Source organism: Streptomonospora mangrovi (assembly GCF_027604915.1).
Lineage (GTDB): Bacteria > Actinomycetota > Actinomycetes > Streptosporangiales > Streptosporangiaceae > Streptomonospora > Streptomonospora mangrovi.
Genome location: NZ_JAJAQC010000022.1, coordinates 1 through 14447, shown reverse-complemented (window position 1 = coordinate 14447; position 14447 = coordinate 1). Strand labels below are relative to the sequence as shown.

12 protein-coding genes and 1 pseudogene are annotated in these 14447 nt (G+C 74.6%); 4 read left to right on the top strand and 9 right to left on the bottom strand.

All coding sequences use genetic code 11. The annotated features are described in order from the left end of the window. Window positions 1-103 precede the first annotated feature (103 nt). From LG943_RS14420 to LG943_RS14410, 3 genes are all read left to right on the top strand, one after another. Window positions 104-2656, top strand: coding sequence for an apolipoprotein A-IV repeat region-like domain-containing protein (locus LG943_RS14420; protein WP_270072787.1), 2553 nt, complete (start codon window positions 104-106; stop codon window positions 2654-2656). 221 nt (window positions 2657-2877) lie between these two features. Further along, complete coding sequence (locus LG943_RS14415) at window positions 2878-3765, top strand: NAD(P)-dependent oxidoreductase (RefSeq protein WP_270072786.1); 888 nt, start codon at window positions 2878-2880, stop codon at window positions 3763-3765. Further along, window positions 3762-4409 carry a maleylpyruvate isomerase N-terminal domain-containing protein gene (locus LG943_RS14410; protein ID WP_270072785.1) on the top strand — a complete coding sequence of 216 codons (648 nt, stop codon included), beginning with the start codon at window positions 3762-3764 and terminating at the stop codon, window positions 4407-4409. Before LG943_RS14415 ends, LG943_RS14410 begins: the two co-directional genes overlap by 4 nt. A gap of 106 nt (window positions 4410-4515) precedes the next feature. Here LG943_RS14410 and tsaD read toward each other — a convergent pair whose 3' ends face one another. From tsaD to tsaE, 4 genes and pseudogenes are all read right to left on the bottom strand, one after another. Next, the gene (tsaD, locus tag LG943_RS14405; RefSeq protein WP_270072784.1) at window positions 4516-5556 is read right to left on the bottom strand and encodes a tRNA (adenosine(37)-N6)-threonylcarbamoyltransferase complex transferase subunit TsaD; all 1041 of its coding nucleotides are present in this window, start codon (window positions 5554-5556) and stop codon (window positions 4516-4518) included. Between the two features lie 287 nt (window positions 5557-5843). Next, a pseudogene (gene rimI, locus LG943_RS14400) lies at window positions 5844-6290 on the bottom strand (ribosomal protein S18-alanine N-acetyltransferase); the annotation flags it as partial. 29 nt (window positions 6291-6319) lie between these two features. Next, window positions 6320-6997, bottom strand: a complete 678-nt coding sequence (tsaB, locus tag LG943_RS14395; protein ID WP_270072783.1) for a tRNA (adenosine(37)-N6)-threonylcarbamoyltransferase complex dimerization subunit type 1 TsaB — start codon at window positions 6995-6997, stop codon at window positions 6320-6322. Window positions 6998-7008: 11 nt separating this feature from the next. After that, window positions 7009-7434: a tRNA (adenosine(37)-N6)-threonylcarbamoyltransferase complex ATPase subunit type 1 TsaE gene (gene tsaE / locus LG943_RS14390; protein ID WP_270072795.1), complete on the bottom strand. Its 426-nt coding sequence runs from the start codon at window positions 7432-7434 to the stop codon at window positions 7009-7011. Between the two features lie 320 nt (window positions 7435-7754). Here tsaE and LG943_RS14385 point away from each other — a divergent pair, with 320 nt between their 5' ends. Beyond that, window positions 7755-8126 carry an antibiotic biosynthesis monooxygenase family protein gene (locus LG943_RS14385; protein ID WP_270072782.1) on the top strand — a complete coding sequence of 124 codons (372 nt, stop codon included), beginning with the start codon at window positions 7755-7757 and terminating at the stop codon, window positions 8124-8126. Window positions 8127-8181: 55 nt separating this feature from the next. Here the strand turns inward: LG943_RS14385 and alr are convergent, their stop codons facing one another. From alr to LG943_RS14360, 5 genes are all read right to left on the bottom strand, one after another. Beyond that, window positions 8182-9303, bottom strand: coding sequence for an alanine racemase (gene alr / locus LG943_RS14380; RefSeq protein WP_270072781.1), 1122 nt, complete (start codon window positions 9301-9303; stop codon window positions 8182-8184). A 124-nt stretch (window positions 9304-9427) separates the two neighbouring features. After that, window positions 9428-9883 carry an SRPBCC family protein gene (locus LG943_RS14375; RefSeq protein ID WP_270072780.1) on the bottom strand — a complete coding sequence of 152 codons (456 nt, stop codon included), beginning with the start codon at window positions 9881-9883 and terminating at the stop codon, window positions 9428-9430. A 78-nt stretch (window positions 9884-9961) separates the two neighbouring features. Continuing rightward, entirely contained in the window at window positions 9962-10960 is a 999-nt protein-coding gene (locus LG943_RS14370) for an NUDIX hydrolase (protein ID WP_270072779.1), read from the bottom strand. Further along, on the bottom strand, window positions 10953-13058 hold the full coding sequence (locus LG943_RS14365; protein ID WP_270072778.1) for an RNA degradosome polyphosphate kinase: 2106 nt from the start codon (window positions 13056-13058) through the stop codon (window positions 10953-10955). Before LG943_RS14365 ends, LG943_RS14370 begins: the two co-directional genes overlap by 8 nt. Before the next feature lie 298 nt (window positions 13059-13356). Next, the gene (locus LG943_RS14360) at window positions 13357-14271 is read right to left on the bottom strand and encodes a CPBP family intramembrane glutamic endopeptidase (RefSeq protein WP_270072777.1); all 915 of its coding nucleotides are present in this window, start codon (window positions 14269-14271) and stop codon (window positions 13357-13359) included. Between the last annotated feature and the right edge of the window lie 176 nt (window positions 14272-14447).

Below are 14447 nucleotides of genomic sequence, written 5' to 3'. Positions count from 1 at the left end.
CGCGGGGCGCGGCCCCGCCTGTACCACGCCGGAACCCCCAGGAGCCCACCGCCCATCCACGGCCGAACCGGGTGGGGCGCCCGATCCGAAAAGGAGCACCTCGGTGGAACAGCCCAACCACGACTTCCTCAACGGGGGAGGTCAGGCCGGAGTCTCCGACCGCATGCGGGAACTGCTGTCGCGGGCAGCCCAGGACCAGCTCTCCGAGCAGAAGTCCCAGAGCGCGGTCAACGAGGAGATGCGCCAGCGCCTCGAAGGCATGGAGTGGCTGCTGCGCGAGTTCCGCGAGCGCGAGTTCGCGAGCCTCGCCGAGTCGGTCGCCGGCGTCCAGGCGCGGGTCGACGAGCTGACCTCGCGGCCCCCCGAGTGGGCCGAGACCCTCGCCGAGCACATCGCGCTGGTGGGCGAGCGCGTCAAGCCGCTGGCCGAGATGGCGGCGCTGCGCGCGGACATCCGGGGGATCACCGGCAACCTCGACTCCGTGCTGGCGCGGCTGCGGGCGCTGGGCGAGTCCGGCGAGCAGCACTCCGCGCGGCTCGACACCCTCACCGAGCGCCTGGAGGGGCTGGCCGCCGGCGCCGAGGCGCGGTTCGCCCGCCTGGACGAGGCGGTCGAGGGGCTGCGCACCCAGGCCGAGTCGCTGAGCGGGTCGCTGGCGCAGGTGGGCGAGCGCATGACCGAGCAGCACGAGACCGCCATGGGCGCCGCCGCCGAGCACCGCGAGGCACTGGCCGCAGCGGTGGAGGAGGGCCGCGCCGCCCTGGCGGAGGCCATCACCGAGGGCCGCACCTCGATCGAGACGGCGGTCGCGGAGGGCCGCGAGGCCCTGGCGGCGTCGATCGGCGAGAGCCGCGAGGCCGTCACCGCCTCGATCGGCGAGAGCCAGGAGGCCGTCACCGCCTCGATCGGCGAGAGCCGCGAGGCCGTGGAGTCGGCGGTGCGCGAGCAGGCCGAGTCGCTGGGCGGCAGGCTGGACACCGCGACCGACTCCCTGCGCACCACCGCCGAGGAGCAGCACGCCGCCGTCACCGAGGGCATCGGCCGCCTGGAGAGCCGCGCCGAGGAGCACCACACCGCGCTCACCGAGGGCATCGAGCGCGTCGACACCCGCGCCGACGAACGCCACACCGCCCTGACCGAGGGCATCGAGCGCCTGGAGGCCCGAGGCGACGAGCACCACACCGCCCTGACCGAGGGCATCGGCCGCCTGGAGGCCCGAGGCGACGAGCACCACACCGCGCTCACCGAGGGCATCGGCCGCCTGGAGAGCCGCGCCGAGGAGCACCACACCGCGCTCACCGAGGGCATCGAACGCGTCGACACCCGCGCCGACGAACGCCACACCGCCCTGACCGAGGGCATCGAGCGCCTGGAGACCCGAGGCGACGAGCACCACACCGCCCTGACCGAGGGCATCGAGCGCGTGGACACCCGCGCCGAGGAGCGCCACACCACGCTGGCCGCGCAGGTCGGCGAGGGCTTCACCACCCTGGGCACCCAGGCCGAGGAGAACCACGCCGAGGCCACCGCCGCCGTCGCCGACGCCAACAGCGCCGTCGTGAAGCTGGCCGAGGACACCGAGGAGCGCCTGGCCGACATCCGCGCCCACGTGCGCGACCGGCTCACCGAGCTGCACGAGCAGCTGGAGCTGCACCGCGCCGAGCTGCGCGAGCGCGACGACCAGCAGCGGACCGACCTCGCCGCCCGCCTGGAGGAGACCGCCGGGGGCCTGCGCGCGAAGTCCGAGGAGGACCACGCCGCCGCCCTCGCCGCGCTGCGCGAGCTGCGCACCGCCGTCGAGGAGCGGGTGGCCGCGCTGCGCTCCGGCGTCGAGGACCGCATCGGCGAGCTGCGGGAGTCGGTGGACACCCGCATCACGGAGCTGGGCGCCTCGGTCGAGGAGCGCGCCCTGGCCCTCCAGCAGAGCGGCGACGAGCGCCACAGCACGCTGACCAACCTGGTCGAGGAGCAGCGCGACGCCATCGACGGCCGCCTGGAGCAGAGCCGCAAGGAGCTGGCCGAGCGCGTCGACCGGCACCTGGCGTCCATCACCACCCAGTTCGAGCACGGCCTGGGCCGCCTCTCCGACCGGTTCGACACCTTCGAGGGCCACTTCGAGGGCAGCTTCGAGGGCGTCGAGGGCAAGATCGACGGCGTGGACGGCCGCATCGACGGCATCAACGGGCGCCTGGACGGCATCGAGGGCCGGGTCAACGGCGTCGAGGGCCAGTTCGAGGGCGTCAACGGCCAGATCGACGGGGTCGACGGCCGCCTGGAGGCCGTGGACGACCGCCTGGAGGCGCTCAACCAGCGCCTGGCCCAGCTTCCGGCCACGCTGGAGTTCAGCGAGGTGCACCGCCGCCTCGGCGAACTGGTGGACCGCCCGGTCATCGACCCCACCGACCGGCTGGAGCGCCTGAACAGCCGCTTGAGCGAGAGCGTCGACCCGCTGCTGCGCGAGGTCCAGGCCCGCCCGGACCGCCACGAGTTCGAGGAGGTCATCACCGAGGCGGTCGAGACCTCCCACGACGACGTCACCAAGCGCCTGGCCGCGCTGGAGGAGACCATGTTCGCCCTGGCCGAGGCCCTGCTGCGCCCCGGCCGCGACGGCAAGAAGCGCCGCCGCCGCGACCTCGACGAGGACGACGAGGAGTAGGCCCGGCTCAGGTCCAGGTCCGAACTGTTCAGACCCCTGCGTGATCCGTCTGCCCGCCGTCGCCACAGCGACGGCGGGCAGACGGCGTTCGGGGTGAGCGGCGCGTGGCAGGAATTTGGCGAATGGCGTCACCGCCGTCACTTCTCCGGGCTGGCGCGTCCTGCGAACGTGGTCCTCCGCAACCACCGCTCAGGTGCGTCCTACGAAGGAGAAACCGCGACATGAACGCAGAACGCCCGGCCGTCACCGTGCTCGGGCTCGGCTCGATGGGATCGGCGCTGGCCGCCGCGCTGCTGGACCGGGGACACCCCACCACGGTGTGGAACCGCTCGGCCGGCAAGGCGCGGCCGCTGGTGGAGCGGGGCGCCCGCCTGGCCCCCACCGCTTGGGCGGCGGTCGAGGCGTCGCCGCTGGTCGTCGCCTGCGTCTTGGACTACCCGGCGCTGCACTCCGTCCTCGGCCCCGTCGCCGGCGCCCTGTCCGGCCGGTCCCTGGTCAACCTCACCACCGGGTCTCCGGAGCAGGCGAACGCGGCGCTCGACTGGGCGCGGGCCAACGGCATCGACTACCTGGACGGGGCGATCATGACCACCCCGCCCGAGGTCGGCGACGCGGAGATGATGTTCCTCTACAGCGGCTCGCGCACCGCCTTCGACGCCCACCGGCCGACCCTGGAGGCGCTGGGCGACCCGCTCTACCTGGGCGCCGACCCCGGCCTGGCGTCCCTCTACGACGTCGCGCTGCTCGGCGTGATGTGGTCGACCATGGCCGGGTGGCTGCACGCCGCCGCCCTGGTGGGCGCGGACAGGACGCCCGCCGTGGACTTCACCCAGCTCGCGGTCCGCTGGCTGAGCGGCGCCGTCTCCGGCTTTCTGACCAGGTACGCCGCCCAGGTGGACGCCGGACGCTACCCCGGCGACGACGCCACCGTGGACGTGCAGATCGCCGCCATCGACCACCTCATCCACGCGGCCGAGGCGCGGGGGATCGACAACGGGCTGCCCGAGCTGCTCAAGGGCCTCATGGAGCGGGCCGCCGCGGCCGGGCACGGCGCCGACAGCTTCGCCGGAGTGGTGGAGGTCCTGCGCCAACCGGTGGAGGCGCGGTGACCCACGCCACCGCCCGCTCCTCCCACCTCGGCCCCTTCCCTGCCGAGGACCGTCCGGCGGACGCCGCGCAATCGTGGCCCCGGCTGCTGGCGGCCGCCGCTGACGTCAGCCTTGACGGCCTCCTCGCCGCCGCCGACCGCGACTGGTCGCGCCCGGCGCGCGGCCTGGACTGGTCCTGCCGCCAGACCTTGGACCACCTGGCCCTGGGCCTGCTGGGCTACGCCGGGCTGCTCATCTCCCAGCCGCGCGACCGCTACGTCACCCTCTTCGGCTCGCTGGACCCGCAGGCGCCGATCCCCGGCTGCGTGGACGGCTTGCGCATCGCCGTGGCCATCCTCGCCAGGACGGTCGCGGACACGCCGGAGGACGTCCGTGCGTGGCATCCCTGGGGCCACTCGGACCCGGTCGGGTTCGCCGCCATGGGCGTCACCGAACTGCTGGTGCACACCCACGACATCACCCGGTCGCTCGGGTCCGCCTGGGCCATGCCCGACGACCTCAGCGCGGCGGTCCTGGCCCGTCTCTTCCCCGACGCGCCGCACGGCCACGCCCCGGCCGACACCCTGCTGTGGTGCACCGGCCGCACGGCGCTGCCCGGCCTCGGGCGGCGGACGGCCTGGCAGTGGGACGGCCGCGTGCGCTGACCGGTACCGCTGACCGACACCCGCGGCCCCATCCCGCGCCGGCCGGGCTGCCCGGGGCACGGCCCCGGGCGCCCGGCGGACCGGACGCCCGACCGGGCGCCCGCCGCTACGCCGCCAGGGGGCGGTCCACCGGCAGGGACGTGTCCGTGGCCAGGTTCAGGCTCGACGGCGGCAGGCCGGCCGCGACGACCTCCGCGCCCAGGGCGGCGATCATCGCCCCGTTGTCGGTGCACAGCCGCGGGCGCGGCACGCGCAGGTTGATGCCGGCTTCGGCGCACCGCTGCTCGGCCAGGGCGCGCAGCCGCGAGTTGGCCGCCACGCCGCCGCTGATCACCAGGTGCTCCACGCCGTGCTCCAGGCAGGCGTCCACCGCCTTGCGGGTCAGCACGTCCACCACCGACTCCTGGAAGCCCGCCGCGATGTCGTTCACGGGCACCTCGCGGCCGTCGCGCACGGTGTCCTCGACCCACCGCGCCACCGCCGTCTTCAGGCCGGAGAACGAGAAGTCGTAGGTGCCGTCCCCCCACTTGCCGCGCGGGAAGCGGATCGCCCGCGCGTCGCCCTCGCGGGCGGCGCGGTCGATCGGCGGGCCGCCCGGGTAGGGCAGGTTGAGCAGCCGGGCCACCTTGTCGTAGGCCTCCCCCGCCGCGTCGTCCACGGTGTCGCCCAGCGACTGCACGTCGGTGGCCAGGTCGCGCATCAGCAGCAGCGAGGTGTGCCCGCCCGACACCAGCAGCGCGATGGCGGGCTTGGGCAGCGGCCCGTGCTCCAACTGGTCCACCGCCACGTGCCCCACCAGGTGGTTCACCCCGTACAGCGGCTTGCCCAGCGCCATGGCGTACGCCTTGGCCGCCGACACCCCCACCAGCAGCGCGCCCGCCAGGCCGGGGCCGGCCGTGACCGCGATCGCGTCCACGTCGGCCAGCTTCACCCCCGCGCTGTCCAGGGCGCGGCGCACGGTGGGCGTCATGGCCTCCAGGTGGGCGCGGCTGGCGACCTCGGGCACTACACCGCCGAAGCGGGCGTGCTGGTCGACGCTGGAGGCGACCTCGTCGCCGAGCAGTTCGCAGCCGCGCACGAGACCCACACCGGTCTCGTCGCAGGAGGTCTCGATGCCCAGGATCAGGGGCTGGTCCAGCGAACTCATCACGCCTTCTCCTCACCCGGCGCCGCGTCGCGGACCGCCGGGTCCGTGGTCTGGATCATGTCGGCGTCGTGGACGCCGTGGTGGGCACCGTCGACACCACCGTCCTCGGCGCCCTCGCGGCCGTCCTGGACGCCGGCGAACGCGGCGCCGAACCCCACCGGTCCGGTGGGGCGGCCGCCGCGAAGGGGCTCGGTGCCGTCGATGGGGTCGTCGGGGGCCCCGGCCTCCGGCGCCTCACCGGGCTCTCCGCCGCCCGTGCCGACCAGCGCGGTGGCCACCCGCGAGCAGCGCATCACGATCGCGTCGGCGTCGCGGTAGTAGTTGCGGCGCAGCCCGATGTCCTCGAAGCCGAACCGCCGGTACAGCTCCTGCGCGCGCAGGTTGTCCGAGCGGACCTCCAGGAACACGTCGGTGATCTCCTGGGAGTAGGCCCGGCTGAGCAGCTCGGTCATCAGCGCGGTGGCGATGCCGCGCCCCCACCAGGCGCGGCCCACGGCGATGGTCTGCACGTCGCCCTCGGGCGGCACCGAGCGCAGCCCGGCGTAGCCCAGGACCGCACCGCCGCCGTCGGCGCCGGTGCCCGCGCCGCCCCGGGGGGTGTCGTCGCGGCAGGCCACGACGTAGTGGCGGGTGGGTTCGGCGAACTCCGAGCGCAGCATGGACTCGCTCCAGGCGTCGGCCCCGAACAGGTCGTGCTCCAACTCCATGACCGGCCCGATGTCGTACTCCGTCATCGGCCGGACCACGAACCCGGTGCGCCGGTTCAGGTCTGCCACTGCCGCACCTTCTTCGGCGCCCCCGGCAGCACGGCGTCGGGGCGGCGCAGGTACAGCGGGCGCGGCTCGGGCAGCGGCTCGCCCGCCGCCAGGCGGCGCAGGACGATCTCGCCGATGGCGGCGGCGGTGGGGTAGAGCGGTTCGGGGTCGGCCGCCGCCGCGCCGAAGACCTCGGTGTAGAGCTGCGCCCCGTGGCCGATGACCGGCAGCCCGCCGGTGTCGACGTCGGCGGGCCGGTCGACCGCGATCTCGCCGGTGCGGGTGCGGCTGTCGGCGTAGCGCGCCCAGAACACCTCCTTGCGGCGGGCGTCGGTGGCCGCGACGAACGGCTCCTCGCGCCCGGAGGCCAGGGCGACGGCGTCCAGCGTGGCGACCCCGTGGCAGGGCACGCCCAGGGCGTCGGCGAGCGCGTGCGCGGTGGCGAGCCCCACCCGCAGCCCGGTGTAGGGGCCGGGGCCGATCCCCACCGCGATGTGGGTGACCTCGCCCAGGTCCGCCCCCGCCCGCGCCATCACGTCGCGGATCTGGGGTGTCAGCAGTTCCCCGTGGTGCCGGGCGTCGACGGTGGACGCGGCGGCCCGCACCAGGGCCCCGCCCTCGGCGTCGGACTGGCACAGGGCGGCGGTGATGGCCGGGGTTGCGGTGTCGAAAGCCAGAATCAGCACAGTTGGCCAGCCTATTCCGGTCGGAGCGCGACGTCGGCCCAGCGCGCGCCGACGCCGGTGAGCGTGACCCCCCGGGTGTCGTCGGGGTGGCGCGCGATGGTGATCTCCAGGCGGTCCTCGGCCAGTTCCTCGGCCACGCCCTCTCCCCACTCCACCACGGTCACGGAGTCGGCCAGGGAGCTGTCGAGGTCGAGGTCGTCGACCTCGGCGGAGTCGCCCAGGCGGTAGGCGTCGACGTGAACGAGGGACGGGCCGCCGGCGGGCGCCGGGTGCACGCGGGAGATGACGAAGGTGGGCGAGGTGACCCGGCCGCGCACGCCCAGCCCCTCGCCGATGCCCTGGGTGAGGGTGGTCTTGCCCGCGCCCAGCGGGCCGCTGAGGATCAGCAGGTCGCCGGGGCGCAGCAGGCCGGCGAGGTGCCGGCCGAGCGCGCGCATGGCGGTGTCGGTGTCGGCGGTGACGAAGGCGGTGTTGGCGGCCCCGGCGGCGGTGCGCGCGCCGGGCTGGGCGGCGGCGCCGGCGGCGGGGCGGGTGGTCTCGGTCATGGGCTCACAGCACTGGTCGACGGGCTGTCTCATGGATGTGGGAGCGGGGTGCGGCGGTGTCCCGCCCTCCCTACCAGGGTAGGCGCGTTGGGGCGCCGGGGTGACGCCGTCGGCCGGGCGCCCGGGACCGCCCGGGATCGACCGGCGCGGTGTCCGCCTCCGGTCGCGCCGGCGGCCTTCCTCGGGCGCCGCCGCGCCGCGACAATGGGGGCGTGCTGCGACACTCCTGGAGCGTGTGGACCACCCCGGAGCTGGCGGACGAGGCCGCCGCCCACTTCGAGCGCGAACTGCTGGACCCGCTGCGCGGCGTCGAGGGCTGCACGGCCACGATGACCGTGCGCCGCCCCACCGGCAGCCGCGAGGACCCCTACGAGGTGCGGCTGACCTCGATGTGGACCTCACAGGCCGCGCTGCGCGCCGCCCTGGGCGATGACTGGCGGCCCCCCGAGCTGACGCCGGACGAGGCCCGCCTGGTCCTGCGGGTGGCTCTGAAGGCCGAGGTCGACGACCCCGAGGCGCGCGCGGCGGCGGCCGAGCGCGCCCGCGCCGAGGAGCGCAGGCGCCAGGCGGAGTTCCACGACTGATCCCGGCTGAACCCGGCGAGGGTCGGCCCCCGGCTCAGCCCCGATCAGACCGGGCTCAGCCCCCGACGTAGACCCGGGGCACGCGCGGGCTGATGCGGGTGACGATCTCGTAGGGGATGGTGCCGAGCGCGTCGGCCCAGTCCTGGGCGGTGGGCTCGCCGTCGCCGCCGGGGCCGAACAGCACCGCGTCGGGGTGGCCCTCGGCGGTGTCGTCGCCGATGTCGACCATGAACTGGTCCATGCACACCGTGCCCGCGATCGTCCGCCGCCGGCCCGCCACCAGCACGGGGCCGGTGTTGGTGGCCGCGCGCGGGATCCCGTCGCCGTAGCCGAGCGGCACCAGCGCCAGGTTGGTGGTGCGGTCGGTGGTGTAGCGGTGCCCGTAGGACACCCCGCTGCCCGCCGGCACCCGCTTGACCAGGGCGATCCGGGCGCGCAGGGTCATGGCGGGGCGCAGTCCGGTGCCGGTGAGCCCGGGGATGGGGCTGATGCCGTAGCTCGCGATTCCCGGCCGCACCAGGTCGAAGTGGGTCTCGGGGAGGGTGAGCGTGGCGGCGGAGTTGGCGAGGTGGCGCACCTCGGGCCGCAGCCCGGCCTTGGCGGCGACCTCCAGCGCCTCGTGGAACGCCGCCGTCTGCGCCGCGATGGAGGGGTGGCCCGGCTCGTCGGCGCACGCGAAGTGGGAGAACACCCCCACCACGCGGAGCAGCCCGTCGGCCTCGGCGCGGGCCGCCGCCGCGACCGCCGCCGGCCACTTCTCGGCCGTGACGCCGCCCCGGTTGAGCCCGGTGTCGGCCTTGAGGTGCACGCGCGCGGTGCGCCCGGTCTCGCGGGCGGCGGCGGCCACGGCGTCGATGAGCGGGGGGTCGCTCAGGCCCAGGTCGATGTCGGCGGCCAGGGCCGCCGCCAGGGGGGCGCCGGGCGGCACGATCCAGGAGACCAGCGGCGCGGTGATGCCGGCGCCCCGCAACTCCAGCGCCTCCTCGATGATGGCCGTGCCCAGCCAGGTGGCACCGCCCGCCAGCATCGCGCGGGCGGCGGGCAGCATGCCGTGGCCGTATCCGTCGGCCTTGACCACGCCCATCACCTGGGCGCCGGCCGCGCGGCGCGCCAGGGCGGCGGTGTTCTCACTGATGGCGCCCAGGTCAACGCGGGCTTCGGCGAACGAGGAAGGCATGCGGTCCAGTCTGGCACGCGCCCGCCCGCACGGCGCGCCGAGCCCGGCGCCGCCCGGTCCCCGCCGAGCCCGCATCCGACCGCTTCCGGCCGGGGCCGCGCGGGCGGCCCCGGGCGGTCGCGCGTCAGGCCGCGTCCGTGCCGCCGGCGGCCTCGCCCTCGGCCAGGCGCTTGAGCCGGGGCAGGGTCTCCTCGATCCCCCGGGCGTTGCGCGCAGGGTAGCCCAGCAGGATGTAGGCGAAGGCGCCGACGGAGTAGTCGAAGGTCTCGGTGACCGTGGTGGTGCCGTCCTCCTGGGGCTCCAGCTCCCAGCGCCAGATGTGGGGCCCGATGTGGCGCCAGGCCAGGCGGCGGTTCTCGACGTACTCCACCACCCGGTTGGCGGTGCGGTAGGGCAGCCCCATGCGCATGCTCATGCCGAAGCGGGAGCCCGGCCCCAGGCGCTCGTCGCCGTCGTGGGCGCCCTGCACGGTGCCCGACCCGTCGAACTCGTGGTGGCGCCCGGGGGTGGCGATGATGTCGAAGATCTTCTCGGCGGGGGCGTCGATCACGACGCTGCGCGAGACTCGGTTCTTGGCCATACCCGCATCCTTTCAACGCGTGGCGCAAAGCATGTCAAATCCCGCTCCAGCTCCGGCCCCAGGGGAGGGGCCGCGGCGCTAGACCCGGACGGCGTGGCGCTCCACCGCCGCGAGCGCGCGGTCGGCGTGGGCGACGTGCAGCACCCAGAACGCGCCCTTGCGCAGGGACAACTGCTGGGTGACCGGCGCGCCGAGCAGCCCCAGCGCCTCGCGCATGAGCACCGGCACCAGCTCGCCGTGGGTGCAGACCACCGTGGGGCGGCCCTCCTCCAGCAGCCCGGCGAACGCCTCGGCGGCCGCGTCGCGGTCGAAGACGGTGGTGTCGGCGCCCACCGTCTGCGCGGTGAACGCGCGCTCGGTGCGCAGGTCGGCGCCGGTCGCCACGGTGAAGGGCAGCACGGTCTCGGTGCAGCGGGCCGCCGCCGAGCTGACCACGCGGGGCGCGCCGAAGGCCGACAGCACCTGGGCCAACTCCTGGGCGTCGGCGCGCCCGGCGGCGTCCAGGGGGCGCAGCAGGTCGTCGTCGTCCCAGGTGCTCTTGTCGCCGGCGGCGGCGTGGCGCACCAGGACCAGGGGGAAGGTGCGCGCCGGCCCGCTGGCGAAGTTGTCGAGGACCTGGACGTCGTGGCCGTAGGTGAGGCGCTGCCGCGCCTTGTCCAGCGGCAGCCACTCCACCCGGTCGACCTCGTCGTTGGGCTCGAAGGCGGACTCCCCGGCGGCGGTGGCGGCCCACCACTCCACCTGCTTGGGCCAGCCCTCCTTGAGGTAGCGCTGGGGCGGGATGCGGTGGCCCAGCACGGGCGCCAGGCCGGCCTCCTCGGTGACCTCGCGCACCGCCGCGCACAGCAGGTGCTCGCGGTTCTTGACCTTGCCCTTGGGCAGCGACCAGTCGTCGCGGTCGGGGCGGTGGACGAGCAGGACCTCGCGGGCGGCGGGGTCGGTGTCGACGGTGGCGGGGTCGCCGCGCCACAGCACCGCGCCCGCCGAGCGGATGGGTTCGAGGTAGCCGCTGGGTGCGGTGTCGCGGGGCGGGAAGGCGCTGGTGATCGTGATCGGGTGCTCTGGGTTCTCAGCCATCGACGACCCGCAGGTGGCGGTCGTTGCGCAGCGCGTTCTGGATGTCGAGCAGGTGGTGGTCGCCGGAGTCGCGGGTGACGCGGGTCCACTCGCCGTCGGCCGCCATGCGCCAGGAGGCGGTGGTGTCGGCCATGGCGAGGTCCATCAGGTCGACCAGGCGGCGGCGCTGGTCGGGGTCGGCGACACGGATCAGCGCCTCGACGCGGCGGTCCAGGTTGCGCGGCATGAGGTCGGCGCTGCCGAGCCACACCTGCGGTTCCCCTCCATTCTCGAAGACGAAGATCCGGGAATGCTCCAGGAACCGTCCGAGGATACTGCGTACCCGGATGTTCTCCGACAGCCCGTCCACCCCCGGGCGCAGCACGCAACTGCCGCGCACCCACAGGTCCACGGGCACGCCGGCCCGCGAGGCGGCGTAGAGGCCGTCGATGACGTCCTCGTCCACCAGCGAGTTGACCTTGATGCGGATGCGCGCGGGGCGGCCCTGCTCGTGGTTGGCGATCTCGCCGCGGATGCGCTCCATCAGGCCCTCGCGCAGCGCGGCGGGGGCCACGAGCAGCCGCCGGTAGGCGGACTTGCGGGAGAACCCGGTGAGGTGGTTGAAGAGGTCGCTGAGGTCCTCGCCGGCCTCGGGGTCGGCCGAGAACAGGCCGAAGTCCTCGTAGATCCGCGCGGTGCTGGGGTTGTAGTTGCCGGTGCCCACGTGGCAGTAGCGGCGCAGCACGCCGTCGTCGTCCTGGCGCACCACCAGGGCGAGCTTGCAGTGGGTCTTGAGGCCCACCACGCCGTAGACGACGTGGCAGCCGGCCTCCTCCAGCTTGCGCGCCCAGGAGATGTTGTTCTGCTCGTCGAAGCGCGCCTTGATCTCGACCAGCACCACGACCTCCTTGCCCGCGCGGGCGGCGTCGATCAGCGCCTCCACGATGGTGGAGTCGCCGCTGGTGCGGTAGAGGGTCTGCTTGACGGCGACCACCTTGGGGTCGGCCGCGGCCATGGCGAGGAACCGCTCGGTGGTGGTGGTGAAGGACTCGTAGGGGTGGTGGACCAGCAGGTCGCGCCGGCGCACGGCGGCGAAGAAGTCGTCCTGGGTCAGCACCTGCGGCTCGACCGGGACCATCGGGGGGAACCGCAGCTCGGGCCGGGGGAGGTCGGCGATCTGGTCCAGGCCGGCGAGGTTGAGCGGGCCGGGGACCCGGTAGACCTCCTCGTCGTCGGCGCCCAGTTCGCGGCGCAGGATGTTGAGGACGTCCTCGGAGATCGTCTCCTCGACCTCCAGCCGCACCAGCGGGCCGAACCGGCGCCGGCGCAGTTCGTTCTCCAGGCTGGTCACGAGGTCGTCGGTCTCGTCCTCGTCGACCTCCAGGTCGGCGTTGCGGGTGACGCGGAAGGCGTGGTGCTCCAGCACCTCCATGCCCTCGAACAGCACCGACAGGTGGCCGGCCACCACGTCCTCGACCGGGACGAACCGCTCGCGGCCCAGGTCGATGAACCGGGGCAGCACCGAGGGCATCTTGACGCGGGCGAACATGGTGCGCCCGTTCTCGGGGTCGCGCACGGTGACGGCGAGGTTGAGGGAGCGCCCGGAGATGTAGGGGAACGGGTGCGCGGGGTCGACGGCGAAGGGGGTGAGCACGGGGTAGATCGAGCCGTGGAAGAACCGGTGCATGCGGCGGCGCTCGGTGTCGTCCAACTGGTCCCAGCGCACGATGCTGATGCCCGCCTCGGCCAGGGCGGGGGCCACCGACTCGTGGAAGCAGCGCGCCTGGCGCAGCACCAGTTCGCGCGAGACGGCGGAGACGCGCTGGAGGAGCGCCCGGGGGTGGTGGCGGGTGGCGGCGGTGACGGCCACGCCGGTGGCCAGGCGCCGCTTGAGCCCGGCCACCCGGACCATGAAGAACTCGTCCAGGTTGCTGGAGAAGATCGCGAGGTAGCGGGCGCGCTCCAGCAGGGGGGTTTCGACGTCCTCGGCGAGTTCGAGGACCCGCTGGTTGAACCGCAGCCACCCCTCCTCGCGGTCGAGGAAGCGGTCCGGCGGAAGGTTCGCTCCGCTTTGCCCTGGAACCACCGATTCAACAGTCACGGTCGCAGAGTCCCCCATCCGTGTGAACGATGTCCGGCGCGCCGGTGAGCCCGCGGTTAAGGCAGTGACCGCGTGAGACCGCCGCGCCCGCCGGAGCCCCGGTACGGGACCGCCCGGAAACCCGCCCGCACCGGGCTCTCTGTGGGGTGTTCCCCGTCCCCGCACCGGGAAGCCCGGTCACGCCCCGTACCCGCACCAGCCTGTCAAACCGGACACGGCGCCGCCGGAGGGGGGTGTCGGAAAGGACCGGCGGCAGGGCGGGGCGGCCGGCAGGGTGACCGGGAGGGGGCGGCCGGGGCACGGGCGCCCGGTGCCCTCACAGCAGCCGCAGCTCCGGGATGATGGCGAGCAGCAGGGAGCCGCCGCGGAACAGGATGCTCAGCCAGATGTTGCGGTAGCACGACCACACGTAGCCGTAGACGATCCCGGCCGCGCCGTAGACCACCACGGACTCCAGCACGCCGGCCGAGACCGTCGCCGCCTCGGTGGTGGAGTCGCCGTAGGCGGCCAGGAACACGCTGACCGCCGTGAACACCACCGACGTCGCCAGGATCCCGCCCCACCGGCCCAGCAGCCGCTCCAGCCGGGTCTGCAACAGCGCGCGGTAGAAGATCTCCTCGGGCACCGCCACCGCCGCGAAGATGGCCAGCGCCGCGCCCAGGACCAGGCCCGCCGGGACGGCGGGCACCGGGAACACCGCGGCGGCGATCAGGGCGAAGTTCACCCCGACCGGGAACAGCCCGGCCCAGCGCCACCGGTCGGTCACCCGCATGGCCACGCGCGGCATCACCGTCCCGTGGCCCGAGGTGGTGAACCCGCCCCGGTCCACCACCAGCAGCGGCAGCACGAACAGGAACAGGATCCGCACCGGCGGCATCAGGATCTCCCAGGAGACCCCGTGGAACAGTGCCGCCGCGAAGTTCGAGACCGCCACGGTGGCGACCGTGAACCCGAGGAGGAGCACCATCAGCCACGTCAGCTCATAGCGCATGGAGTGGCCGTCGAGCGCGGCCCGCGCCCGCCGGTCCAGCGCCGCGCGCCTGGCGTGGTCGGTCACCAGCACCGCCACGAGCAGCGACACCGGGATGGGCACCAGCACGCTGGCGAACAGCGGCGCTCCCCGCCACCAGCCCAGCGCCGGCAGCCCGGGAATCAGGATCACGGCGAGGGCGGCTGCCGCCACCACGGCGGCGAGCCCCCACCTCAGCGCCCGTCCGTACTCCTTCGCCACCGGCCTCCCCCCAGGTCCAGACCTCAGTCTCTCCCGAAGACAGGAAAAGGTGACGCAATGGCAACGGTATGTCGTTACTCTCCGTTTTTTTACCTAACACGGGGCGAGCGCGGCGGGGGGGGGGGGGGGGGGCGGGGGGGCCCCCCCCCCCCCCCCCCCCCCCCCCGGCCCCCCCC

What these genes read in the sequence shown, in the direction of transcription:
- LG943_RS14415 (WP_270072786.1), top strand. Translation starts at nt 2,878, where the DNA reads ATGAACGCAGAACGCCCGGCCGTCACCGTGCTCGGGCTCGGCTCGATG.
- tsaD (WP_270072784.1), bottom strand. Translation starts at nt 5,556, where the DNA reads ATGAGTTCGCTGGACCAGCCCCTGATCCTGGGCATCGAGACCTCCTGC.
- tsaE (WP_270072795.1), bottom strand. Translation starts at nt 7,434, where the DNA reads ATGCGCGCGCTCGGCCGGCACCTCGCCGGCCTGCTGCGCCCCGGCGAC.
- alr (WP_270072781.1), bottom strand. Translation starts at nt 9,303, where the DNA reads ATGCCTTCCTCGTTCGCCGAAGCCCGCGTTGACCTGGGCGCCATCAGT.
- LG943_RS14375 (WP_270072780.1), bottom strand. Translation starts at nt 9,883, where the DNA reads ATGGCCAAGAACCGAGTCTCGCGCAGCGTCGTGATCGACGCCCCCGCC.
- LG943_RS14370 (WP_270072779.1), bottom strand. Translation starts at nt 10,960, where the DNA reads ATGGCTGAGAACCCAGAGCACCCGATCACGATCACCAGCGCCTTCCCG.
- LG943_RS14365 (WP_270072778.1), bottom strand. Translation starts at nt 13,058, where the DNA reads ATGGGGGACTCTGCGACCGTGACTGTTGAATCGGTGGTTCCAGGGCAA.